Origin of the sequence: Azospirillum sp., from assembly GCF_035627195.1 — a bacterium.
Lineage (GTDB): Bacteria > Pseudomonadota > Alphaproteobacteria > Azospirillales > Azospirillaceae > Azospirillum.
The window spans coordinates 1-22,975 of the sequence record NZ_DASPMG010000026.1 but is presented as its reverse complement, the minus strand read 5'-3'; the positions used below and the strand labels follow the sequence as shown (position 1 = coordinate 22,975).

Annotated in this window: 20 protein-coding genes; 13 read left to right on the top strand and 7 right to left on the bottom strand. The window is 73.4% G+C overall.

Annotation, left to right across the window (positions count from 1 at the left end; all coding sequences use genetic code 11):
- Window positions 1-348 precede the first annotated feature (348 nt).
- The 3 genes from VED21_RS01855 to VED21_RS01845 all read left to right on the top strand — a co-directional run bounded on the left by VED21_RS01855 (window position 349) and on the right by VED21_RS01845 (window position 3,709).
- A complete protein-coding gene (locus VED21_RS01855) occupies window positions 349-1,038 on the top strand; it encodes an NnrU family protein (protein ID WP_324880605.1) in 690 nt (229 codons plus the stop codon).
- Window positions 1,039-1,054: 16 nt separating this feature from the next.
- Window positions 1,055-1,852: a DUF2249 domain-containing protein gene (locus VED21_RS01850; protein WP_324880604.1), complete on the top strand. Its 798-nt coding sequence runs from the start codon at window positions 1,055-1,057 to the stop codon at window positions 1,850-1,852.
- A 138-nt stretch (window positions 1,853-1,990) separates the two neighbouring features.
- Window positions 1,991-3,709, top strand: a complete 1,719-nt coding sequence (locus VED21_RS01845; protein WP_324880603.1) for a ShlB/FhaC/HecB family hemolysin secretion/activation protein — start codon at window positions 1,991-1,993, stop codon at window positions 3,707-3,709.
- On the opposite strand, the gene VED21_RS01840 is transcribed toward VED21_RS01845, so the two are convergent.
- From VED21_RS01840 to VED21_RS01825, 4 genes are all read right to left on the bottom strand, one after another.
- Complete coding sequence (locus VED21_RS01840; protein ID WP_324880602.1) at window positions 3,693-5,396, bottom strand: tetratricopeptide repeat protein; 1,704 nt, start codon at window positions 5,394-5,396, stop codon at window positions 3,693-3,695. The genes VED21_RS01845 and VED21_RS01840 overlap by 17 nt on opposite strands.
- Before the next feature lie 45 nt (window positions 5,397-5,441).
- Window positions 5,442-6,185 (bottom strand): DUF928 domain-containing protein, encoded by a 744-nt coding sequence (locus VED21_RS01835; protein WP_324880601.1) that lies wholly within the window; start codon window positions 6,183-6,185, stop codon window positions 5,442-5,444.
- Between the two features lie 104 nt (window positions 6,186-6,289).
- Window positions 6,290-8,482 (bottom strand): CHAT domain-containing protein, encoded by a 2,193-nt coding sequence (locus VED21_RS01830; RefSeq protein WP_324880600.1) that lies wholly within the window; start codon window positions 8,480-8,482, stop codon window positions 6,290-6,292.
- A complete protein-coding gene (locus tag VED21_RS01825; protein WP_324880599.1) occupies window positions 8,479-10,914 on the bottom strand; it encodes a filamentous hemagglutinin N-terminal domain-containing protein in 2,436 nt (811 codons plus the stop codon). The genes VED21_RS01830 and VED21_RS01825 overlap by 4 nt, the downstream gene beginning before the upstream one ends.
- 195 nt (window positions 10,915-11,109) lie before the next feature.
- Here VED21_RS01825 and VED21_RS01820 point away from each other — a divergent pair, with 195 nt between their 5' ends.
- From VED21_RS01820 to VED21_RS01810, 3 genes are all read left to right on the top strand, one after another.
- The gene (locus VED21_RS01820; protein ID WP_324880598.1) at window positions 11,110-13,962 is read left to right on the top strand and encodes an ATP-binding protein; all 2,853 of its coding nucleotides are present in this window, start codon (window positions 11,110-11,112) and stop codon (window positions 13,960-13,962) included.
- Between the two features lie 67 nt (window positions 13,963-14,029).
- Entirely contained in the window at window positions 14,030-14,476 is a 447-nt protein-coding gene (locus tag VED21_RS01815) for a CBS domain-containing protein (protein WP_324880597.1), read from the top strand.
- A 15-nt stretch (window positions 14,477-14,491) separates the two neighbouring features.
- Window positions 14,492-14,800 carry a DUF2934 domain-containing protein gene (locus VED21_RS01810; RefSeq protein WP_324880596.1) on the top strand — a complete coding sequence of 103 codons (309 nt, stop codon included), beginning with the start codon at window positions 14,492-14,494 and terminating at the stop codon, window positions 14,798-14,800.
- A 3-nt stretch (window positions 14,801-14,803) separates the two neighbouring features.
- Here VED21_RS01810 and VED21_RS01805 read toward each other — a convergent pair whose 3' ends face one another.
- The 3 genes from VED21_RS01805 to VED21_RS01795 all read right to left on the bottom strand — a co-directional run bounded on the left by VED21_RS01805 (window position 14,804) and on the right by VED21_RS01795 (window position 16,614).
- Entirely contained in the window at window positions 14,804-15,523 is a 720-nt protein-coding gene (locus VED21_RS01805) for a cold shock domain-containing protein (protein ID WP_324880595.1), read from the bottom strand.
- Window positions 15,524-15,838: 315 nt separating this feature from the next.
- A complete protein-coding gene (locus VED21_RS01800; protein WP_324880594.1) occupies window positions 15,839-16,012 on the bottom strand; it encodes a hypothetical protein in 174 nt (57 codons plus the stop codon).
- Window positions 16,012-16,614 carry a hypothetical protein gene (locus tag VED21_RS01795; protein ID WP_324880593.1) on the bottom strand — a complete coding sequence of 201 codons (603 nt, stop codon included), beginning with the start codon at window positions 16,612-16,614 and terminating at the stop codon, window positions 16,012-16,014. The genes VED21_RS01800 and VED21_RS01795 overlap by 1 nt, the downstream gene beginning before the upstream one ends.
- 287 nt (window positions 16,615-16,901) lie before the next feature.
- Here VED21_RS01795 and VED21_RS01790 point away from each other — a divergent pair, with 287 nt between their 5' ends.
- From VED21_RS01790 to VED21_RS01760, 7 genes are all read left to right on the top strand, one after another.
- Window positions 16,902-17,294 carry a response regulator gene (locus VED21_RS01790; RefSeq protein ID WP_324880592.1) on the top strand — a complete coding sequence of 131 codons (393 nt, stop codon included), beginning with the start codon at window positions 16,902-16,904 and terminating at the stop codon, window positions 17,292-17,294.
- Between the two features lie 108 nt (window positions 17,295-17,402).
- On the top strand, window positions 17,403-19,499 hold the full coding sequence (locus tag VED21_RS01785) for a carbon starvation CstA family protein (protein ID WP_324880591.1): 2,097 nt from the start codon (window positions 17,403-17,405) through the stop codon (window positions 19,497-19,499).
- 5 nt (window positions 19,500-19,504) lie between these two features.
- Window positions 19,505-19,705: a YbdD/YjiX family protein gene (locus VED21_RS01780; protein ID WP_324880590.1), complete on the top strand. Its 201-nt coding sequence runs from the start codon at window positions 19,505-19,507 to the stop codon at window positions 19,703-19,705.
- Between the two features lie 22 nt (window positions 19,706-19,727).
- The gene (locus tag VED21_RS01775; RefSeq protein WP_324880589.1) at window positions 19,728-20,504 is read left to right on the top strand and encodes a hypothetical protein; all 777 of its coding nucleotides are present in this window, start codon (window positions 19,728-19,730) and stop codon (window positions 20,502-20,504) included.
- Window positions 20,491-21,225: a metallophosphoesterase family protein gene (locus VED21_RS01770; protein WP_324880588.1), complete on the top strand. Its 735-nt coding sequence runs from the start codon at window positions 20,491-20,493 to the stop codon at window positions 21,223-21,225. Before VED21_RS01775 ends, VED21_RS01770 begins: the two co-directional genes overlap by 14 nt.
- Window positions 21,226-21,298: 73 nt before the next feature.
- Window positions 21,299-22,192, top strand: a complete 894-nt coding sequence (locus VED21_RS01765) for a DMT family transporter (protein ID WP_324880587.1) — start codon at window positions 21,299-21,301, stop codon at window positions 22,190-22,192.
- A 67-nt stretch (window positions 22,193-22,259) separates the two neighbouring features.
- Window positions 22,260-22,975: FAD-dependent oxidoreductase (locus VED21_RS01760; protein ID WP_324880586.1), on the top strand; the 716-nt coding region annotated here is incomplete at its 3' end.

Sequence of the window (22,975 nt, the reverse complement as noted above, 5' to 3'; positions counted from 1 at the left end):
GCGACCGGCCGTTCCGACCGCCGCCGCGGCTTCGGCATCGCCATCGCCCAGCGCACGGCGGCCCTGCTCGACCACCCGATGGCCCTGCGGTCGCGCGCGGGGAAGGGATCGGGCTTCTTCGTGACGGTGCCGATGGCAGGGTAGGTTTTTCGTGACACGGATGGACACAGATGCCCGCGATGCGGGCCACGGATGAACACGGATCCAGGTATCCATGAACACCATCTGTGTTTATCGGTGTTCTTCCGTGTCCCAAGAACCCGTTCCACAGCCACGCTTGACGCTCGTCAAGACGGGACCCCACGTTGCGGGGTGTAGGATCGCGTCTGCACCGGAAGAACCCCACCCATGCCGACCTCCCTGTACCTCGCCGCCGCTCTCCTGCTGTTCGTCAGCCACGCCGTGCCGTCCTGGCCGGGCGTGCGGCCGGCACTGGTGGCGCGGCTGGGGCGGCCGGGGTTCATGGCGTTGCACTCCGTCCTGTCGCTGGCCGCGCTGACGCTGTTCGTGGTGGCCTACCGCGATGTGGACACAGCGGGGGACACCGCGGGCTTCTTCTTCACCCCCGCCGGCTGGGCGCACCAGCTGGCGGTGGCGCTGATGCCCATGGCCTTCGTGCTGATCGCCGCGCGGCTGTCCACCAAGGCCGGCGAGCCGCTGTCGCCGCGCGAGCCAGCGGGCATCTACCGCGTCACCCGCTTCCCCGGTTCGCTGGGGCTGCTGCTGTGGGCGGTGCTGCACCTGCAGGCCACGGGAGACGCGCGGCGCGTCGTGCTGTTCGCCACCATGGCGGCCATCGCGCTGTTCGCCATGGTGAAGAACGACTGGGTGCTGCGCCGCGCCCGCAGCGCCGCCGCCCGCACGTTCCGCGAGGAGACCAGCGTCGTCCCCTTCGCCGCCATCCTGGCCGGGCGGCAGCGGTTCGTCTGGCACGAGATCGGCTGGGCGCGGCTGCTGGCCGGGGTCGCCGCCTGGGCGGTGGTGCTGGAGGCGCACCGCTTCGTCTTCGGGGTTGATCCTCTCTACTGGGCACGTTGAGTCAGAAGGTCCCGCCATGCCGTCCACCACCGACCTGTCCGCCGAATCCCTGCTGTCCGACGCGCTGCGCGCCGACCCCGCCGCCGCCGGCCGCATCACCGCAGCGCTGGGCGCGGACAACGCGCTGAGCCGGCTGCTGAGCGCGCACCGCCTGCCGGCGCTGATCCGCCTGGACGACGCCGCCACCATCGCCGGCACGCCGGTGGAACGGCTGATCGCCCTGGTGCGCGGCGCCGCGCCCGCCCCCACCCCGGCCCCGACGCCCGGCGCTGCCCCGGCGCACGACTGGTTCGCCCAGGCCGAGGAGAACTGCGGCGCGCGGCTGGACGTGCGGCCGCTGCTGACGCAGGGGCAGGACCCGTTCGCGACCGTGATGCACGCCTCCACCCAGGTGCCGCCGGGCGCCTTCTTCATCCTGGACGCGCCGTTCGACCCGGCGCCGCTGCGCCGCGTGCTGGCCGGCAAGGGCTTCATGTCGGTGGGGCGCGAGCTGGCGCCCGGCCACTGGCGCATCTGCCTGAAGCGCGAGGGCGGCAGCACCGACACGGCCGCCCCCGCCGCCGTCGTCCGCATGCCCGGCGAGACGTGGCGCGAGGGGAACGCCCTGCACATCGAGGTGCGCGGCCTCGCCCCGCCGGGCCCGATGACCGCCGTCATCCGCCTGATCGAGCAGGGCGAGCCCGGCCCCATCGTCGTCCACCACGACCGCGATCCCATGCTGCTCTATCCCGAGCTGGAGGAGCGCGCGTGGGAGTGCGTCGACAAGCACACGGACGGCGGCGAGGTGCGCCTGACCCTGCGCCCGCAGGTGTAGCACAGCCCAGGGACACATATTTTCATATGACTGCAACGTGACGATGCAGGGCTGAAAACAGCCTCCCGTTTGGCCTTTGCGGGCGGCGCGCTTTGCCACTATGGTGGCGGGCGCCCGCCCACCGTACACTTGCGTATCGTGCCCTTTTCCCGCCGCCACCCGCGTTCCGTCCGGCTCCTCGCACTGCTGAGCGCCGTTGGACCGACCCTGCTGTCCGGGTCCCTGGCAGCCCAGCCGGCCGAGACTCTGCCGGCCGAACGGCCGGGCGACGCGCGGCCGGCGCTGCCGGGGTTCGCCCGGCCGCAGCCCTTCGAATTGCCGCCGCCGCCGCCATCCGAACGGCCGCCCGCCATCGCCGGCGAGCCGCGCGTGCGAGTGACGGAGCTGCGCGTGGTGGGGAACACGGCGCTGCCGACGGACGAGCTGCGCGCCACCGCCGCCCCGTACCTGGGCCGCGACATGGGAGCGGCCGAGCTGGAGGAGCTGCGCCGGGCGCTGACCGCGCTGTACGTGCGCCGGGGCTTCATCAACTCCGGCGTCGTGCTGCCCGACCAGACGGTGCGCGACGGCATCGTCACCATGCAGGTGGTGGAGGGCCGCCTCACCGCCATCGAGGTGAGCGGGCTGGAGCGCATGGCCCCCGCCTACGTCGTGCGCCGGCTGGAGCGGCGGGCCGGGCCGCCGCTGGATATCGACAGCCTGCGCGAGGGAGTCGAGGTGCTGCTGCAGGACCCGCTGGTCGACCGGCTGGACGCCCGGCTGGCGCCGGGCCTGCGGCCGGGCGAGGGGGTGCTGGCGCTGGGCGTTCGGGAAGCGCCGCTGCTGGGCGGCGGCGTCACCATTTCCAACGACCGCTCGCCAACCACCGGCGGCACCGGGGCGCGCGGCGACCTGGGCCTGCGCAACCTCAGCGGCTGGGGCGACCAGAGCTGGTTCCGCCTCGCCCGCACGCGCGGCACGACCGAACTGGGGGCGGCCGTGGAGATGCCGGTCACGGCGGCCGACACCCGCGTGCGGCTGGCGGTGGACAGCATCAAGGCGCGCGTGGTGGAGGCGCCGTTCTCCGCGCTGGACATCGTGTCGAAGACGCGGACGCTGGAGGCCGGGATCAGCCAGCCGGTGCACCGCACGGCGACGGAGGCGGCGACGCTCGACCTCACCTTCGCCCACCGGCGCAGCGAGAACTGGCTGCTGGGCGAGCCGTTCAGCTTCTCGGCCGAGGCCGAGAACGGGGCGACGACGGTGAGCGTGCTGCGCGCCGCGCAGTCATGGACGACGCGCGGCACCGACACGGTGCTGGCGGCGCGCTCGACCTTCAGCGTCGGCCTGCCGGTCATGGGCGCCACGCGCAAGGAGGGGGCGGCCGACGGCCGCTTCGCCGCGTGGCTGGGGCAGGTGCAGTTCGCCCGCCGCTTCGGCGACGGCGGCGTGCAACTGGTGCTGCGCGGCGACGTGCAGCTGGCCAGCGACGCGCTGCCCACCATCGAGCGCTTCGCCGTCGGCGGGCTGGCCAGCGTGCGCGGCTACCGCGAGAACCTGATGGTGCGCGACAATGCGCTGGTCGGGTCGGTCGAGCTGCGGGTGCCGGTGGCGCACGCAGCGCTGGCGGACGGCGGCGGCGACACCGGCGCGGTGCAGGTGGCGGCGTTCGCCGACGCCGGCCGCGCCTGGAACCGCCGCGGCGACGCGGCCGGGCCGGGATCGGTGTGGAGCGTCGGCACCGGCGTGCTGTGGGCGCCGCTGCCCGGCGCCAGCGTCGTTGTGTACTACGGCCACGGCCTGCGCGACGTGGACCTGCCCGGCCCGCGCAGCCTGCAGGACCGCGGCGTGCACTTCCGCATCACGCTGGCGCGCTGAGCGCCGCTCCTCGCACCGTCTCCTCCAGGGCCGCCCGCACCGCCGCCGCCACGGCCGCCCAGTCGCCGGGACGGGGCTGGCGGAACAGGCGCGCCGTCGGGTACCAGGGGCTGTCCGCGCGCTCCGCCAGCCAGCGCCAGTCGGCCGCGAAGGACAGCAGCACCCACACCGGCCGGCCGAGCGCCCCGGCGAGGTGGGCGGGCGCCGTGCAGGACGAGATCACCAGATCCAGGTTGGCCATGATCGCCGCCGTGTCCGTGAAGTCGGCGATGTGCGGCGCCAGATCGGTGAAGGCTGGCGGCATCGCACGCCCCGCCAGTGCGTCGCGGCCGGGGCCGAGCTGCAAGCCGTAGAAGCGCACGCCCGGCACCTCCAGCAGCGGCAGCAGGGCGGCCAAGCCGGGCGAGCGCTCGCGGTCGGTGGCGAAGGCCGGGTTGCCGGCCCAGACCAGCCCCACCTTTAGCTCCGCCCCGGCGGCGTCGCCGGCCAGACGGCCGCGCCACGCGGCGACGCGCGCCGGGTCGGCGGAGAGATAGGGAACGTTGGCGGGGACGCTGGCCAGCGTGGTGCCGAAGACGTGCGGCAGGCTGAGCAGCGGGCACTGCACGTCCACCGGCGGCAGCGGCTCGCCACGGGCGAACACGGCGTCGACGCCCGGCACGGAGCGCACCAGGTCGACAAGGTCCGCCCCCACCTCCAGCACCACCCGCGCGCCGCGCGACGCCACCAGCGGGGCGTAGCGGACGAACTGGATGACGTCGCCGCGCCCTTGCTCCTCGTACAGGAGGATGGTGCGGCCGGCGATGTCCTCGCCGCGCCAGAGCGGCTGCGGCAGGCCGCGCGGCGCGGTGGGAAAGCCGCGCGCCAGCCAGCGCGCCTCGTGCGCGGCGAATCCCTCCTCCAGCCGCCCGGCGAGCAGCAGGGCGTGCGCGCGGTTCCAGCGTATGGTCGGGTCGCCGCCGGACAGCCGGTCGGCGCGGCCGTGCGCGGCCAGCGATTCGTCCAGCCGGCGGAGGTCCTTGGTGGCGTTGGCGTGCGTGCCGAGCGCCGCCAGATCCGCGGGGTCGAGCGCCAGCGCCGCCTCGAACGCGGCCAAGGCGTCCGCGTGCCGGCCCAGCGCGCGGTGCGCGGCGCCGAGCACCGACCACGCCCGCCGGTCGAGCGGGTTCAGCCGCGCGGCGCGGCGCACCATGGCCGGAACGGCGTCCTGCGGCAGCAGCGTGGCGAGGCGCAGCGTGATCTCGGCAAGGTCGGGCTGCAGCGCCAGGGCGCGGCGGAAGGCCGCCGCCGCGGCCGCGGGGCGCCCGGCCTCCTGCTCCAGCACGCCGAGGGTCGCCGCCGCTTCCAGCGCGTCCGGGTGCAGGGCGAGGAGGCGCCGCAGGCACGCCGCCGCCGGTCCGGTTCGGCCCTGGGCCCGGAACAGCTTGGCGAGGTTGCCGTGGTAGTCGGCCACGTCGGGGGCGAGCGCCACCGCGCGGGCGATGCGCGCCACCCCGCCCGCGGCGTCGCCGGTCTGCGCGGCCAGCACGCCCGACAGGTGCAGCGCGTTGGCGTGGTCTGGCACCACCGCAAGGATGCGGGCGTAAAGTTCCGCAGCCTCGGCCGTGCGGCCGGAGAGGTGGTGGTCGAGCGCGGCGAGCAGCGCCTGGTCGGGGCTGAGGGCGGGGCTGGGATCGGGGCCGGTCATGCCGCAGGGTTCCCGCACGCCGGGCGCTGCGTCAAGCGGAGCCGTTCAGATGACCCGGTCGTAGGCGGCGGCTTCGGTAAGGCCGACCTGCTCCAGAAGGCTGGCGCGCATGTCGCGCAGATTGCGGTCGGCGGGGTTGTTGGCGATCTGCACCGACAGCACGGCCAGCGCGTCGTACCACAGGCCGGCGCTGGCCAGGAAGAACGGCAGCTCCGACGGGCCGACCTTGTTCAGCTGCGCGGCGAGCTGGCCCGGCAGGCTGACGCGCAGGATGGTGCCGCTGGCGAACAGGTCCAGCGAGCGCTGCTTGGCGTCGCGCACCACGGATATGGACCAGCGGTATTCCACGTCCGGCACCAGGGCGATGCGGTGCACGCCGATGGGGAAGGCCCAGATGCCGGGTTCCACGGGGCCATCGGCGGCCACCTCCAGCACGGTCTTCTGCGTCTTTTCCTCGACGATGGTCAGCTCGACCTTGGCATTCACCGGGCGCGAGGCGTACCAGTAGAGCGTCGGCTGGGCCAGCGTCGTCTCGCCCGTGTCATAGGGGGCGAGCGCCAGAACCAGGGGCGAATCGACGGCGGCGCGGGTGTGGCTGGCCACGCGGGTGGCGGGGGTGCCGCGCTTGGAGGGGTTGTAGACGATTGGACGCTGCGCGGCGCGCGTCTCCGCGGCGGCGGCGACCGGCACCAGCCCGGCCATGCTGGCCGGCTGCGGCACGACCTGCGGCGCCGTCAGCAGCATCGCCAACGGTACGGCCACGGCCCAGGAAGCGGTCTTCAGTTTCATCGTCACGGTCCCCGACGGTCAGGGGTGTCCCATAGGTGAAATATAGCCCTTCTCCATGGTTGTGGAAAGGGGTCAGTTGATCGCCTATGGGCGTATGCAACCGCCTACAGCCAGTTGCCGATCAGCACGAAGGCGCCCCAGTAGAACGGGTGGCGGAAGCGCGGGTTGTCGAGCAGCGCCAGCTGGGCGCGGCGCACCGCCTGGGCCTTGGATGCGTCGCCGTGCCGCAGGGTGCGGTAGAAGGCCTGCATCAGGTCGGCCGACGCCTCGTCGCTGACATACCACAGGCTGGCCAGCGCGCTGCGCGCCCCGGCCTTGATCGCCACGCCGGCCAACCCCAGCGCGGCGCGGTCGTCGCCGGCCGCCGTGCGGCAGGCGGACAGCACCAGGATCTCCACCGGGTCGGTGCGGAAGCGGCCCAGGCGCACCAGCGCCTCCAGCCGGTCCAGCGTCAGGCGGCCGTCGTAGGTGAGCAGGAAGCTCTTGCGGTGCTCGCCCAGAAACTCGCCGTGCGAGGCGATGTGGACGACGTTGTAGGGGGTGCGGCGCAGCTCCGCCGCCAGCCCGTCGCCCAGGAAGTCGCCGTCCATCAGCGTGCGCGCCGGGTAGATCTCGGCGATCTTGGCCAGCTCGTCCCGCACCTGCGGCAGCGCCGGGAAGCCCTGCACGCCCACGCTGAGGCCCGCCAGCAGGGCCGAGGCGCGCTCGCGCGGCAGCGGGCGCGGGTCGATCAGCGTCAGGCCCGGCGACAGCGACACGGCGTAGCGGCGCACCAGGAAGTCGCGCCCGTCGTGCAGGGCGGCCAGCGGGATGGTGCGCAGCGGCCCGTCCGGCACGATCACCAGCGTGTCCACCCGCGCCTCGGCCAGCAGCGGCTCCAGCGGGCGGACCAGCCAGTCGTAGAGCTGCTTGGCGCGGTCCATGTACTGGTGCGTGGCGCGCTTCTCCAGGAAACCGCGGAACTCGTTGACCGAGCGGGTCAGCGCGGCGCGGCCGACCGGCACGGTGACGCGGCGGATCTGGTCGCCGATGCCGACCAGCAGCTCCGCCCGGTCGGGCAGCAGGATGGGGTAGATGGCGGCGGTGCGCTCGGCCACCCGATCGATGGGGCGGGAGCGCGAGTCCAGCGACGCCACGCAGTCGTCCTTGAAGTAGTCCTCCAGCTCGGCCGCCTTCAGCTGTTCCATCACGGCACGGGCGCGGCGCAGCGTGCCCTGGTCGTCGCCGCCACCATCGCCGCCCTGACGCAGCAGCTGCTCGGCGTAGCCGAGGTAGACGGGCTCGATCGCCTCGCGGAAGACGCTTGCCCCCTGGAGGGCGTCGCCGGCCAGTTCGCCGCGCACCTCCTCCAGCGTGCCGACGGCGCGGGCGTAGGCGTCGAGCGCCGCCTTCGCCTCGTTGCGGGCGGCGGCGAGGCGAGCCGACTGCCATTCCCACAGGTACAGGCTCTCCGGCGCCCGGGCGGCCACGGCGGCGGCCACCGCGCGGTCGGTCAGCGTGCGCGCGTCGGCGGCGCGGCCGGCGCGCTCGTACAGCTGGCCCAGGTAGCCCCAGGCGAAGGACTCGGCCCGGCGGTCGTCCAGCCGCTGCGCCAGCGCGGCGGCGCGGCTCAGCGTCTCGTACACCGTCTGGTCGCCGTTGCGGCCGTCGGCGCGGGCAGTGAGTCGGGCGAAGGCGACCAGCAGCAGCGGCGCCTCGGCATCCTCGCCCAGCTTGTCCAGGCGGGAGGCCCCCTGCCCCAGCCAGCCGCGCGCGGCCGGTGCGTCACCCGCGTCCAGCGACACCCGCGCGGCGTTCAGCGCGGCGCGCGCGGCCACCGCCGGGCGGCCGGCGGCGTCGGCGTCGCGCAGCGCCGCCTCGAAGCTGCGGCGCGCCTCGGCCGGCTGCGCCGACAGCCCGTGCAGCACGCCCAGCCCGACCTGCGCGGCCGACGCCGCGGCGCGATCGCCCGCACCTTGCGCCAGAGACACGCAGGCGTCGAGGTGGCGGCGGGCGTCCTCCCGCTCCCCCTGGCGCAGCAGCGCCGCACCCAGGCCGGCGTGCGCCTGCCGGGCCAGCGTGTCGTTGCCGGCGGCCAGATCGAGGGCGCGGCGGTAGTCGTCCACCGCGCGCGGCAGGAAGCCCAGGCGTGCCAGTGCGTCGCCGCGCTTCAGCAGCAGTTCCGCCTGCTCGGCCGGAGGGCGCCCGGAGCGCGCCAGTGCGCCGTCCAGCGCCTCCACATCGGCCGGGCCGGCGTGGGCGGGGGAGGTCAGGATGAACAGCAGGGCGAGCAGCGCCCCCGCGACGCCCGCCCTCATGGCTTGCACGCCACGGTCAGGGAATGCACAGCGGTGTCAGCGCCGGAGCCGGCCAGCAGCAGCGCGTCGGGCATGGCGGCGACACCGCCGCGGCCGGTGCCGGTCAGGGTGCTGGAGCCGGCCCCCGCCTCCCGCGTGGCGCAGCTGGCCCGCAGCAGGGTGGCGGCGTCGACGAACTCCGCCTTCAGGGGCGTCAGGTTGCCGCCCACCTGGCTGCCCGGCGCCTGCACGGACACGGTGCCAGACACGCCGCGTTCGGAAGAGGCCTCGATCCGGCTGTCCGGGTTGGCCACGAGGTTGCCGGCAGTGATGCGGATGTTGCCGCCGTTGCCGCCCCAGGCGTTGGCCGACACCGTGCCGTCGCGCAGAACGACGAAGGCGGAGCCGGTGCTGATGTTGCCGCCGTTGCCGGCGCCGCCGGCCACGCTGGTGGTCACCTGCCCGTCGGACAGGTGGAAGAGGGTGCCGGCGGTGATGCGGATGTTGCCGCCGTCCGACCGGGTGGTGGAGGTGGCGACGGTGCCGCCGTGGCTGGTGAAGCGGTCCGTGGCGTCCACGGTGATGCTGCCGGCGTCGCCGCCGCCGACGCTGGTGCCGGCGATGGCGCCGCGGTTGGACAGCGCGACCGTGCCGGCCCGCACGGTGATGGCCCCGCCCGCCCCGCCGCTGGCGTCGGCCGAGTCGCTGCCCGAGCTGACGCCGGTGAAGCTGCGCGCGCCGCTGCCGTCGACGGTCAGCGATCCGGCATCGATGGACACGGTGCCGGCGTTGCCGCGGCTGGCCGTGCTGGTGGTGACCATGGCGCCCCGGCGGATCTCCATCTCTCCGACCGCGATGCGGATGGTGCCGCCGTGCCCGGTGGAGGTGGCGGTGGCGTTGCTGCCGACACCGGTGATGCCGACGTCGCCCGCCGCCAGCGCGTCGCCGCCCCGGTCCAGCACCATGCGGTCGGCGGTGATGCTGATGGTGCCGCCGTTGCCCCTGCCGCGGGTGGAGCTGAGGATGCGGCCGCCGTCGCGCAGCTCCACGTCCTTGGCGGTGATGGTGATGCTGCCGGCGTCGCCGTCGCCGGAGCTGATGCTGCTGATCATCGAGCCGTCGGTGTGCCACAGCCCGACGAGGCTGAGGCGGTCGACGGTGACGGTGACGGTGCCGCCGCGCCCGCTGCTGCCGGTGCGGGCGCTGATCTGCGCGCCGCCGCGGATCTCCAGCGCAGCACCAGCCACGGTGATGGAGCCGGCGGCCCCCCCGGTGGTGGCCGACGCCAGGCTGAACAGGCCGGTGCCGGAGCCGATCTCGCCGTTGTCGTGGCTGAGCAGGGTGCGGTCGGCGTCCACCCGGATCTCGCCGGCGTTGCCGCGCTCCAGGCTGGACGTGCTGATCTGCGCGCCGTAGCGCACCTCCAGCGTCTTGGCCCGGATCACCACGCGGCCCGCGTCGCCGGTGGCGCCGCGCAGCGAGCGGGCGGCGACCACCGTGTTGATGGTGCGCCCGTCGCCGAACAGAACCACCTGATCGGCGGTGAGGGCGACGGTGCCGCCCTTCCCCGCCCCGCCCGCGTGCGCGGTGATCTTGCCGCCGCCCCTGACGTCCACCCGGCCAGCGGTGACGGTGACGCCGGCCGTGGCGTCGGAAGCCCCGGTGTTGTCGGCGCTGACCACGCCGTCACCCTCCACCACCACGGCGCCGCCGACGATGCGCACGGTGCCGCCGCCCGCCCCGTTGGTGGAGACGGCGGCCTTGTTCTTCACCGTCACCGCGCCGGTGGCGGTGAGGGACAGCGTGCCGCCGGGTGCCGCCAGCGTGCCGCCGTCCACGGTGACCGAGCCGCCGCCCAGCGACAGCGCGTTGCCGGCCTTCACCGCCAGGGTGGCGCCGGTGCTGGTGACCGCCGCCGAGTTGGGCGCCGGGTTGGCCGCCGGGTTGGTGGCGAAGCCGAAGGCGGTGGGCGCGGCGGAGGTGAGGACGGATGTGGACGGCGTGCGCGCGTCGAACCGGCCGCCGTCGGAGAAGGCCAGCGACTCGGCCGCCGCCGCGTGGAAGGACCCCGGCACGTCCAGCGTGGCGTTCGGCCCGAAGGCGATGCCGGCCGGGTTGAACAGGAAGACCGCGGCGCCGGGCACGGTGGAGGCGATCCTGCCGTCGATGGACGACGGGCTGCCGCCGGTGACGCGGGCCAGCACGTTGCTGAGCCCGGACGGCCCGGTGAAGGTGGCGCTGCCGCCGGTCGGGACGCCGAAGGTGGAGAAGGAGTGGAAGAGGTTACCGCCCTTGATGGTGCCCAGCTCCGCGCCGATCACTGCGTGTGGGCCAGTCAGCGTGCGCGCCGGGCCGACGGTGCCGTCGGTGGCGATCTGCGCCGCCGCCGGTGCGGCCCCGGATGACACTGCCAGCAGCAGGCCGCCCGTCAGAACCCGTACGATGCCCTTCATGCGCGATCCCCCGCCCTCGCACCACGGCGCCGAACATAGGCGAAGCGGCGGCCGGCCACAAACGTTATGCCGGTGGCTATGGGGCAGTATGCAACGCTGGTTTGCCGAACTCAGAAGCCGCTCGCCCAAAAACCGCTCGCAAGTCGCGGGTTGTCTGGTGCACCATCCCGAACTTCCGATTTTGGGGCCCGATTCGTGACCGAACCCGCCACGCCCGTACCACGCATGCGCTTCGGCATCCGCGCCAAGCTGTTCGCGGCGGTGCTTGGCGTGGCCGCCATGACCCTGCTGGGCGGGGCGGTGAGCTGGCTGACCTACAACACGGTCGAGGGGCTGCTGGGCGTCGTCATGGGGCAGAGCTTCCCGCGCGTCTCCAGCGCGCTGAAGCTGGCCGAGGCGTCGAGCCGGCTGACCGCCGCCCTGCCCAGCCTGGACTTGGCCGAGCACCATCTTCAGCGCGAGACCACCGCCTTCGCCCTCCAGCAGCAGGGGCAGCGGCTGAAGCGGCTGCTGGACCAGCTGGGCCGGGCGCCGTCGGCGCGGGCGGAGGAGTTCACCGAGCTGCGCTCGCTGATCGACACGCTGACCACCAACGTCACCGCGCAGGACAATCTGGCGGAGCGGCGGCTGACGCTGGGCCAGCGCCTACAGGAGGCGCAGGACGCGCTGCAGCGGCTGCGCATCGACCACCGCGCGGCGCTGGGCGGGCTGATGCCGGACGACGCCACGGGCGTGCCGCCGCTGCCCGCCACCGCGCCGCTGATGGAGGCGCTGCGGCTGGTCGAGCTGCTGTTCGACCGGCTGGCGCGCGGCGAGACGGCGACGCAGCTGGACGCCGTGGCCGCCGCCCGGCGCGACTTCGTGCAGCACGCCGCCCGGCTGGAGGGGCTGAGCGCCACCCTGCCGCCGGGGCCGGAGCACGAGCCGCTGCGCGCCGTGGCGCACGCGGTGGCCGGCCTGGGATCGGGCGAGGGCAACCTGTTCGACATCCGCGAGGGGCAGCTGAGGCTGGCGCCGGAGATCGCAGCGCTGACCCGGCAGAACCACAACCTGATCGCACGCGTGTCGATCATCGTCGGCCGCCTCGTCGACGCCGCCGAGGTGGAGGCGCAGCGCAGCAGCGTGCGCGCCGAGGAGGAGCTGCGCGAGGGACGCCGGCTGGTGCTGGTCATCGCCGCGGCCACCGTGCTGGGGCCGGCGCTGTTCTTGTGGCTGGCGCTGGGGCGCGGCATCGTCGCCCGGCTGAAGGCCCTGGCCGGCGCCATGCGGGAGATCGCGCAGGGGCGGCTGGAAACGCCCATTCCGGTGTCCGGCGGCGACGAGATCACCGACATGGCGCATGCGCTGACCGTGTTCCGCGACGCCACCCGCCAGCTGCACGAGCAGAGCGAGGCGCTGCGCCTGAACCGCGAGGAGCTGCGCGAGGCCAAGGAGACGGCGGAGGCGTCGAGCAACGCCAAGTCGGAGTTCCTGGCGGTGATGAGCCACGAGATCCGCACGCCGATGAACGGCATCATCGGCATGGCGCACCTGTTGCTGGACACGCCGCTGGACGGCACCCAGCGCGACTACGCCGACACCATCCGCCAGTCGGGCGAGGCGCTGCTGGCCATCCTGAACGACGTGCTGGACTTCTCCAAGCTGGAGGCCGGGCGGCTGGAGTTCGACCGCGTCGCCTTCGACCTGCGCCAGACGCTGGGCGGGGTGACGGCGCTGATGGCGACGGATGCGCAGGAAAAGGGGCTGGCGCTGACCCTGTCGGTGGACGACGCCGCCCCGGCGGCGGTGGTCGGCGACCCCGTGCGGCTGCGCCAGGTGCTGCTGAACCTGATCGGCAACGCCGTGAAGTTCACCGGGGCCGGCGGCGTGGCCGTGGCGGTCATCGGGCGGGAGGATGGCGACGGTGGGGAGGAGGCGGTGCGGCTGGCCTTCTCGGTCACCGACACCGGCATCGGCATCCCGGCCGAGGCGATGGGCAAGCTGTTCCAGTCGTTCAGCCAAGCCGACAGCTCCATCTCCCGCCGGTTCGGCGGCACCGGGCTGGGGCTGGCCATCTGCAAGCGGCTGGTCGAGCTGCAGGGCGGCGCCATCGGCGCGGAAAGCACGCCGGGGGCTGGCAGCCGCTTCTGGTTCGAGCTGGCGTTCCCGGTGGCCCCGGCCGCCGCCGGGCTTGGCGCGCCGGCCGCCGCCCCGTTGCCGCCCATGCGCATCCTGCTGGCCGAGGACACGCTGGTGAACCAGCGCGTCGCCACGGCGCTGCTGGAACGGCAGGGGCACCGCGTCACCGTCGTCGGCGACGGGCGCGCGGCGCTGGAGGCGGTGGCGCGCGACGCGTTCGACCTCGTGCTCATGGACATGCACATGCCGGAGATGGACGGGCTGGCCGCCACCCGCGCCATCCGCGCCCTGCCCGGCCGCGCCGCGGAGCTGCCGGTGGTGGCGCTGACGGCGGCGGCGAGCGTGGCCGACAACCAGGCCTGCCGCGCCGCCGGCATGAACGACGTGGTCGCCAAGCCTTTCCGCCCGGACGACCTGCTGGCGGCGCTCGCCCGCTGGGCGCCGAGTCCGAGGGCGGGCGGGGCCATGGCGACGTGCGCGCCCTGCGCACCGGCGCCGACGCGCCCGGCCGGCGACGAGCCGCCGGTGTTCGACCCGGAGATCATCGCCTTCGCCTTCGGCGGCTTCGGCGCCGAGGTGCGCGGGCTGCTGGGCGACTTCCTGGAATCGCTGGCCGGCATGCTGGCGGCGGCGCGGGGCGCGCTGGCGGCCGGCGACGCCGACGCGGCCCGCGGCACCGCGCACGCCGCCGCCGGCAGCGCCGGCAGCATGGGCGCCCTGCGCCTGCGCCGGACGCTGGCCGAGGCGGAGCGGCTGCTGGTCGCCGGCCGCCCGGCCGAGGCCCGGCGCGAACTGGACGCCGCCCTGGTTGGGCTGGACGAACTGGCCGAGGCGCTGGGCCGCGCCGTCGCGCCCGACGCGCCGGAGGAGGCCGTCGCCGCCTACCGCGCCCGCGCCGCCCGCGCTAACACGCCTGAGCCGGTGGCGTAGGGCGGGACGAAGCGGCGGGAGCCGCTGTTTTCCCGGGGACGAAACCGCATTTCCCAGGGGACGGCGCATGAAGATCAGCGACATCATGACCCGCGACGTGCAGACCGTGGCGCCGGACGATACCATCCGCCGGGCCGCGCAGATGATGGACGAGCTGAACGTCGGGGCGCTGCCGGTGTGCGACGGCGGGCGGCTGGTCGGCGTCGTCACGGACCGCGACATCACCGTGCGCGCCACCTCGGCCGGCATCGCACCCGACCAGTGCCGGGTGTCGGAGGTGATGACCGACGACCCGCGCACCTGCTACGAGGACGACCCGGTCATGGAGGTGACCCGCCTGATGTCCGGCCAGCAGATCCGCCGCGTGCCGGTGCTGGACCGCGACGACCGTTTGGTCGGCATCGTCTCGCTGGGCGACCTCGCCACCGACGCCAAGAACACCCAGTCGGTCGAGGACACGCTGGAGCGCATCTCCGAACCCTCGCGGCCCGACCGCGACGGGGCGCAGGACTGAGCGGGGGAGGGCACCATGGACGAGGAAACCCGCATCCGCGAGCGCGCCTACGCCATCTGGGAGCGCGAGGGACGCCCCGAGGGCCGGCACGGCGAGCACTGGGACCAGGCCTGCCGCGAACTGGCGGGCGAGACCTCGGTCGGCGGCGCCGCCCCCGGCGTGAACCCGCCGCCGGGGCCGGACTCCGGCGTGCAGAACCCACCCAGCGCCAGCGAGCAGCACCTGCGCGAAGCCGCCGACCGGATGCGGTCGGTGGAGCAGGACGGGGAGCGGGGCGAGGGACAGGCCGACCCCGCCGACCGCATCTGGGTGACGGAGCGGTAGCGCCTATTCCGGCTTGACGCTCACGGCCTCGGGGCCCTTCTCGCCCTGGCGGACGGTGAGGTGCACGCGCTGCTTCTCGTTGAGGGCGGCGAGGCCGGAACGCTCCAGCGCGCGGACGTGCACGAAGACGTCGCGTCCGCCGCCGTCCGGCGCGATGAAGCCGAAGCCCTTGGTGGTGTCGAACCACTTCACCGTGCCGTCCACCTCCGTCGTCGGGCCGGACGCCGCGTCGCGCGGCGCCGGGCCACGGCGCGGACCCCGGTCGGCGCCCCGATCAGGCCGGTCACGGTCGGCGCCCCGGTCGGGCCGGTCACGGTCGAAACGCTTGGGCTCGGGACGGTCGCCGGTGGGCCGGCCGCGCTCGGGCTGCTCGAAGCCCGGACGCGGGCCGCGCGGCGCGTCGGTGCGCGGGCGCGGTGCGGACTTGGCCGTGGCGGATTTGCTGGCAGGGCGGGCCGTGGAGGTGTCGACGGAGTGGAGCGCGCTGACCTGCGCGCCCTTGCGGCTGCCGACGAGGTCGACGACGAGGGTGGAGCCGTCGGGCAGCGTGTCGTGGCCGGCGGCCTGCAGGATGGCGCCGGGCAGCAGCGCGTCGGACGTGCCGTCGGCGGAACGGACGAAGCCGAAGCCGCGGGCGGGGTCGAACCACTTCAAGGTAACCTGGACGCCGGTGGCCAGCACGGTGGGCTGGCGGTACACGTGGCGGGGCGGTTGGCGCATCATGGCAGGCGGTGCTCGATCTGTCGGCTGTCTGGGGTTCTGGCCCTTCTAGCACAGATCGCCGCGCGCGGGCGCCGTGGCAAGACGGCGGGGGTGGAAAAAAGCCGTGGCGAGGGGTGCCCCCTCCCGGCTTCGCTAGCGCTCAGCCACCCTCCCCCGCGTTGCGGTGGAGGGTAGAGCGGCGGCAGTCCCCTCCACCGCCCTGGGCGGGGGCGTGGAGCCGACGGCGAAGCCGGACGGGCGCCGAAGGCGACCGTAGGCGGAACGCAGCCGCCCGACTTGCGGGCGGCTGTGGTTAGGGAGGGGGCAAAACGTACCCTACGCCACCCGCTCCGGCACCGGCGGAGGCTCGGTCGGGGGCACGGGGATGGGGGCCGGGGGTTCGTCGATCGGCGGGCGGGCGGGGTCACCGGGCACGTCGGGGGGCACGCCGGGGGGCGGCATCGGCGGCGGTTCCTGCGGCGGCGGGGTCGGCGGCCAGGGTCCGCCCATCAGCCGCCCCCTTCCGGACGGGTGCCGGCGCCGGACCCGGTCTCCGACAGGCGGCGGGCCTTGTTCAGGCTGTCCATGCACTGCGATTCGTCGCCGCGCCGGGCGGCGTCGCGGCCGGCGGTGACCAGCGCCTCCATCTGCGCGCGCACGGCCGCCTGCCCCATGGCGCCGCCGGCCGGCGGCTGCGCCTCGGCCGTCGGGCCGGCGTCCGGGCGGATGGCGGGGGCGGTCGGCATCGTCTCGGTGCGCGGGCGCGGCGGGTCGATCACCATGGCGCCGCCCACGGCCGGCGGCGCGATCACACCGCCCGAGCGCGCGAGGTCGCGCGAGGTGACGCCGCCCTCCGCCTCGCCGCTGCTGCCCGCCGTGCCCGGCGGCAGGCCGGTGGCGCCGGGCGGCGTCACCGTGGGCGGCGGCCCGGCCGAGAGGTTCTGCGCGGCGGCGAAGCGGTCGATCAGGTCGCCGCAGGCACCGCCGGTCGCCCCCAGACCTGCACTCCCTTGCCCCGCACTCCCCTGCCCCGCACTCTGCGCCGCCGCCGGCAGCGCCGCGCCGCCGGCGATCAGCAGCGCGAGCCCCGCGCCGCGCAACACCGTCCTCATGCTCCGGACCCTCCGATTGGTTCCTGTCGAGGGAAACGGACGTACGGCGGCGCGGTTCCGCCGGATCCCGGCATGATTTCAAAGCAAAAATACACATGTGTTCATTGAAACAATGCAGGCCATCCGTGTCCACGACGAAACAAGAGGCACAGCGCAAGGTGGTATGACCGGATTTCCGGTTGTCAGTTCTTCAGATTCTCGTAATGCTTCCTGCCACGGCGACTTTCCGAACACCCCGTGGACGGCCCATCTTGAGCACGCCGACGGCAGGATCTCCTGACATATCCGTGCTGGTGATTGACGACGACGATCTCGTGCGGGCGGGATTCTCGGCGTTCCTCGCCGGGCTCGGCCTGCGGCCGATCGAATGCACGGGCATCGACGGGCTGGACGGGCTGGCGCAGGCCGAGCGCGACACCGTGTGCGCGGTGGTGACCGACTTCCGCTTCCGCCAGCCGCCGTCCGGCACCGACGCGCTGGTCCGCGTGCGCCAGGCCTTCCCCGTGCTGCCCGTCATCGTGCTGACCGGCGACACCTCGGACGAGCCGCGCCACGCCGCCGCGCTGATCGACGCCGTGCTGCACCACAAGCCGGTGCGCGTCACGCCGATGATCGACGCGCTGATGGCCGCCTACTACAGCTTCGTCGCGAGCGGGGGTGCCGCGAAGACCGGCGACTGAACGCCCCGTTCGTCACAACCCTCCCGTGCTCTTTCGCGCGGTCGCGCTGTTGAGGTGCGGCATGCGCCGCCGCGACCGGATGCGGCGCCATCGGGGAAGAGACGAGCCATGAACAGAGTGCTTTCGGGAGCTGGCTGGATCGCCGTCACCGCGGCGCTGGTGTTCGCCGCCGGAACGGTGGCGCTGGGCCGCGGGGAGACCATCAACGCGCTGTGGCTGGTGGTGACCGCGCTGTGCACCTACGCGCTGGCCTACCGTTTCTACAGCCGCTTCATCGCGCACCGCGTGCTGCGGCTGGACGACGCGCGATTGACCCCGGCGGTGCGGTACAACGACGGGCTCGACTACGTGCCCACCGACAAGTACGTGCTGTTCGGCCACCATTTCGCCGCCATCGCCGGGGCCGGGCCGCTGGTCGGGCCGGTGCTGGCAGCACAGATGGGCTATCTGCCGGGCACGCTGTGGATCCTGGTGGGCGTGGTGCTGGCCGGCGCGGTGCAGGACTTCATCGTGCTGTTCGCCTCCACCCGGCGCGACGGGCGCACGCTGGGCGACATGGTGCGGTCCGAAATGGGGCCGGTGGCCGGCGTCATCGCGCTGATCGGCGTCATGCTGATCATGATCATCCTGCTGGCGGTGCTGGCGCTGGTGGTGGTCAAGGCGCTGGCGCACAGCCCGTGGGGCACCTTCACGGTGTTCGCCACAATCCCCATCGCCATGCTGATGGGCGTCTACACCCGCTTCATTCGCCCCGGCCGCATCATGGAGATGTCGGTCATCGGCTTCATCCTGCTGATGGCGGCCATCTGGTACGGCGGCCACGTGGCGGAGGATCCGGCGATGGCCGCCGCCTTCACCTACAGCGGCGAGGCGCTGGCGCTGATGATCATCGCTTACGGCTTCGTCGCGTCGGTGCTGCCGGTGTGGCTGCTGCTGGCGCCGCGCGACTACCTGTCGACCTTCTTGAAGATCGGCACGATCGTGGGCCTCGCCATCGGCATCCTGGTGGTGATGCCGGAACTGCGCATGCCGGCGGTGACGCGCTTCATCGACGGATCGGGCCCGGTGTTCTCCGGCTCGCTGTTCCCGTTCCTGTTCATCACCATCGCCTGCGGGGCGGTGTCCGGCTTCCACTCGCTGATCGCGTCGGGCACCACGCCCAAGATGCTGGAGCGGGAAACGCAGGCGCGGATGATCGGCTATGGCGGCATGCTGACGGAATCGTTCGTCGCCATCATGGCGCTGATCGCCGCCTGCGTGCTGGATCCGGCCATCTACTTCGCCATGAACGCCCCGCCGGCCGCCATCGGCACCACGCCGGCCTCGGCCGCGACGGCGCTGAGCAACTGGGGCTTTCTCATCACGCCCGACGCGCTGGAGCAGATGGCCCGCGACATCGGCGAATCGACCATCCTGTCGCGCGCCGGCGGGGCGCCGACCCTGGCCGTGGGCATGGCGCACATCCTGTCGGGCTTCATCGGCGGGCCGGCGCTGATGGCCTTCTGGTACCACTTCGCCATCCTGTTCGAGGCGCTGTTCATCCTGACCACGGTGGACGCCGGCACCCGCGTGCTGCGCTTCATGATCCAGGACCTGTTCGGCACCATCGTCCCGGCCTTCAAGTCGACGCAGAGCTGGGGGGCCAACCTCGTTGCCACCACGATGGCGGTGGGGGCGTGGGGCTATTTCCTGTACCAGGGCGTGGTCGACCCGCTGGGCGGCATCAACACGCTGTGGCCGCTGTTCGGCATCTCCAACCAGATGCTGGCCGCCATCGCGCTGATCCTGTGCACGGTCGTGCTGTTCAAGATGAAGCGGGAACGCTACGCCTGGGTCACGCTGGTGCCCACGGCGTGGCTGCTGGCCTGCACGCTGACGGCGGGCTGGCAGAAGCTGTTCCACCCCGACCCGCGCATCGGCTTCCTGGCGCATGCCACGCGCTTCTCCGACGCGCAGGCGGCCGGGCAGGTGCTGGCCCCGGCCAAGAACGCCGAGGAGATGAGCCGCATCATCTTCAACGACTACATCGACGCCGGGCTGTGCGCGCTGTTCATCATCGTCGTGCTGGCCATGGTCGGCTACGGCATCGCCTGGATCCGCCGGGCGCTGGCCGACCCGAACGTCACCGTGCACGAGGTGGGGTACGAACCGGGCGTCGCCACGGCCGCGGCGCCGGCCGGCGCCATGCCGCGCGGCGCGGAGTGACGGCCATGCAGGAAGCCTTCGACCTGTACGCGCGCATGCGGCGCGCGGCGCGGCTGATGGTGGGCGTGCCGGATTACGACGCCTATGTCGCCCACTGGCGGACCAACCACCCCGGTGAACCGTTCATGTCCTACGAGGAATTCTTCCGCGACTGCCAGGAGCGGCGCTACGGCGGTAAGGACGGCCGCATGGGCCGCTGCTGCTGAAACGCCGCACGCAAGAGGGCCAATGACCACCACCGCACCGCACTCCGGCACCCCGCCGGCCTCCGCCGAGGCCGAGGCGTTCTATGCCAAGAGCCTGAAATTGCTGAATGAATCGAAGGTTCCTTTCCTGCTGGGCGGGACCTACGCCGTGTGCTCCTACACAGGCATAAGCCGGCCGACCAAGGACATCGACGTGTTCTGCAAGGCCGGCGATTTCCCGCGTATCCTTACCTGGTTCCAGGAGCGCGGGTTTCACACGGAGATCGAGGACGAGCGCTGGATCGGCAAGGTGTTCGACGGCGACCGCTTCTTCGACGTCATCTTCAACTCGGCCGTCTGCATCAATCCGGTCACCGACCGCTGGTTCGAGGAGAAGCACACCGCCCTCATCCACGGCACCGAGGTGCAGCTGATCCCGCCGACGGAGCTGATCTATTCCAAGGCCTTCGTGCAGATCCGCCACAAGTACGACGGGGCGGACGTCGCCCACCTGATCCTGCGCCAGCACGCCGCCATCGACTGGAAGCGCCTGCTGTCGCACATGGAGCAGTACTGGGAGGTGCTGCTGATCCACGCGCTGAACTTCCGCTTCATCTACCCGACCGAACGCGACCTGATCCCCGAGTGGCTGGTGGACGAGCTGCTGAGCCGCCTGCACGAGCGGGCCAAGCTGCCGGTGCCGCAGATGAAGATCTGCCGGGGCCGCCTGTTCTCGCGCGAGGACTACCAGATCGACGTCGCCGAATGGGGCTTCGCCGACGTCGCCGGGGAGGGGGAGCTGAAGTATGAGCGGGACTGACGAAGGAACCATCACCGTCGCAGGCCTGGGCGATCTGCACGTCGGCGAGACGGCGGTGCACCCCTTCCGCGAGCTGTTCCAGGAGATCGCCCAGAAGGCCGACGTGCTGGCGCTGTGCGGCGACCTGACCAACCACGGCAAGGTGCGCGAGGCCGAGGTGCTGGCCGAGGACCTGCGCGGCCTGAACATCCCCGTCGTCGGCGTGCTGGGCAACCACGACCACGAGTGCGGAGCGGTGGAGGAGGTGCGGCACATCTTCGAGCAGGCCGGCGTCTGCCTGCTGGACGACGGCACACCGCACGTCATCAAGGGGGTGGGTTTCGCCGGGGTGAAGGGCTTCGCCGGCGGCTTCGAGAACCTGATGCTGGACGCCTTTGGCGAGCCGGCCATCAAGCAGTTCGTGCACGAGGCGGTGAACGAGGCGATGAAACTGGAATCCTCGTTGCGCCAGTTGGACACCGAACGCACGGTGGTGCTGCTGCACTACGCCCCCATCGCGGAGACGGTGGAGGGGGAGCCGTCGCAGATCTTCCCCTTCCTGGGTTCCTCGCGGCTGGCGGAGACCATCGACCGCCACCACCACCACGTGAAGGCGGTGCTGCACGGCCACGCCCACCACGGCCGCTACTCCGGCACCACGCCGCGCGGCACCCCGGTGTTCAACGTGGCGCAGACGATCGCCAAGGAGACCGGGCGGCCGTACGGGCTGGTGAGGGTGTAGGGGGGCAAGACTCAGCACAGCCATGCACTCCGCACCATAGCCGCGCCCCCTTCCCCATCGTAGGTTGCCGGGCATGGACACCATGCTCCTTGCCAACCTCTCCGCCCTGGGGGCCGCGCTGTGCTGGGCGGCGGGCGGGCTGATCGCCATCGGCCCGGTCAGGGCCATCGGCTCGCTCGCCTTCAACCGGCTGCGCATGATCATCGTCTTCGCGCTGCTGGCGGCGCTGGCCACCGCACTGGGCGGGTGGGAGCGGCTGAGCGCGGAGCAGGCGCTGTGGCTGGGGCTGTCCGGCGCGGTCGGCATCGTGCTGGGCGACACGGCGCTGTTCTGGGCGCTGGGGCGGCTGGGGCCGCGGCGCAACGTCGTCGTCTACGCCACCAACGCGCCGATCACCGCGCTGCTCGGCTGGACTCTGCTGGGCGAAGCGCTGGGGCCGTGGACCTGGGCGGGGATCGTGCTGGTCACGGCTGGCGTCATGCTGGCCGTGGCGTTCCGCGGCGGCTCGCACGAGTGGGAGGCGGTGCGCGGCGGCCTCGCCTCCGCCGTCGCGGTGTGCCTGTTCGCCGCCTTCTGTCAGGCCGCCGGGTCGATCATCGCCAAGCCGGCGCTGGAGACCGGCGCCGACCCCATCGCCGGGGCCGCCGTGCGCGTCGGCATGTCGGGGCTGCTGCTGGTCGCCTGGGGCCTGCGGCCGGGCGGCGGGCCGCTGTTCGGCGCCGGGCTGACCGCGCGCGTGCTGGGCATGGTGGTCGCCAACGGCGCGCTGGGCCTGGGGTTGGGCATGACGCTGCTGCTGGTGGGTTTGAAGTTCGGCAACGCCGGGGTCGTCGCCACCCTGTCGGCGACCAGCCCGGTGCTGATCCTGCCCATGCTGTGGGCGCTGACCCGTCAGGCGCCGTCCCCCGGCGCCTGGATCGGCGCGGCGCTGGCGGTGGCGGGCGTGGGGCTGATCGTAAACCGCTGAAATCCCCTCCCCCGCCCAGCGGGGGAGGGATAGGGTGGGGGCAAGAAACAATCGGGGAGAGGCAGGGATGAGCGAGCGGTTCGACGTGGTGGTGGTCGGCGGCGGGGTCATGGGCTGCGCCACCGCGTATTTCCTGATGAGCGAGCCTGGGTTCGCCGGCACCGTCGCGGTGGTGGAGCGCGACCCGTCCTACCGCACCGCGTCCTCCGCGCTGTCGGCCAGCTCGATCCGGCAGCAGTTCTCGACGCCGGCCAACATCGCGCTGTCCCGCTTCGGGCTGGAGTTCATCCGCGACGCCACGCGGCACCTGTCCGTGGACGGCGATCCGGTCGACCTGGGCCTGCGGGAGCCGGGCTACCTGTACCTCGCGACGCCGGCCGGGGTTGGCGTGCTGGAGGCCAACCACGCGGTGCAGCGCGCCAGCGGCGTGGACGTGGCGCTGCTGGCGCCCGACGAGCTGGCGGCGCGCTTCCCGTGGCTGAGCACGCAGGGGATCGCGCTGGGCTCCCTGGGGCTGTCGGGCGAGGGGTGGTTCGACGGCTACAGCCTGATGCAGGCGTTCCGGCGCAAGGCCAAGGCGCTGGGCGCCAACTTCATCGCCGGGGAGGCGGCCGGCATGACGCTGGACGGGGGCCGGGTGACGGCGGTGACTCTGGCCGACGGGCGTCGGCTGGACTGCGGCACGGCGGTCAACGCCGCCGGGCCGCGGGCGCGGAGCGTGGCGGCGCTGGCCGGCGTGGAGTTGCCGGTGTCGGCGCGCAAGCGCTGCGTCTTCGTCTTCGA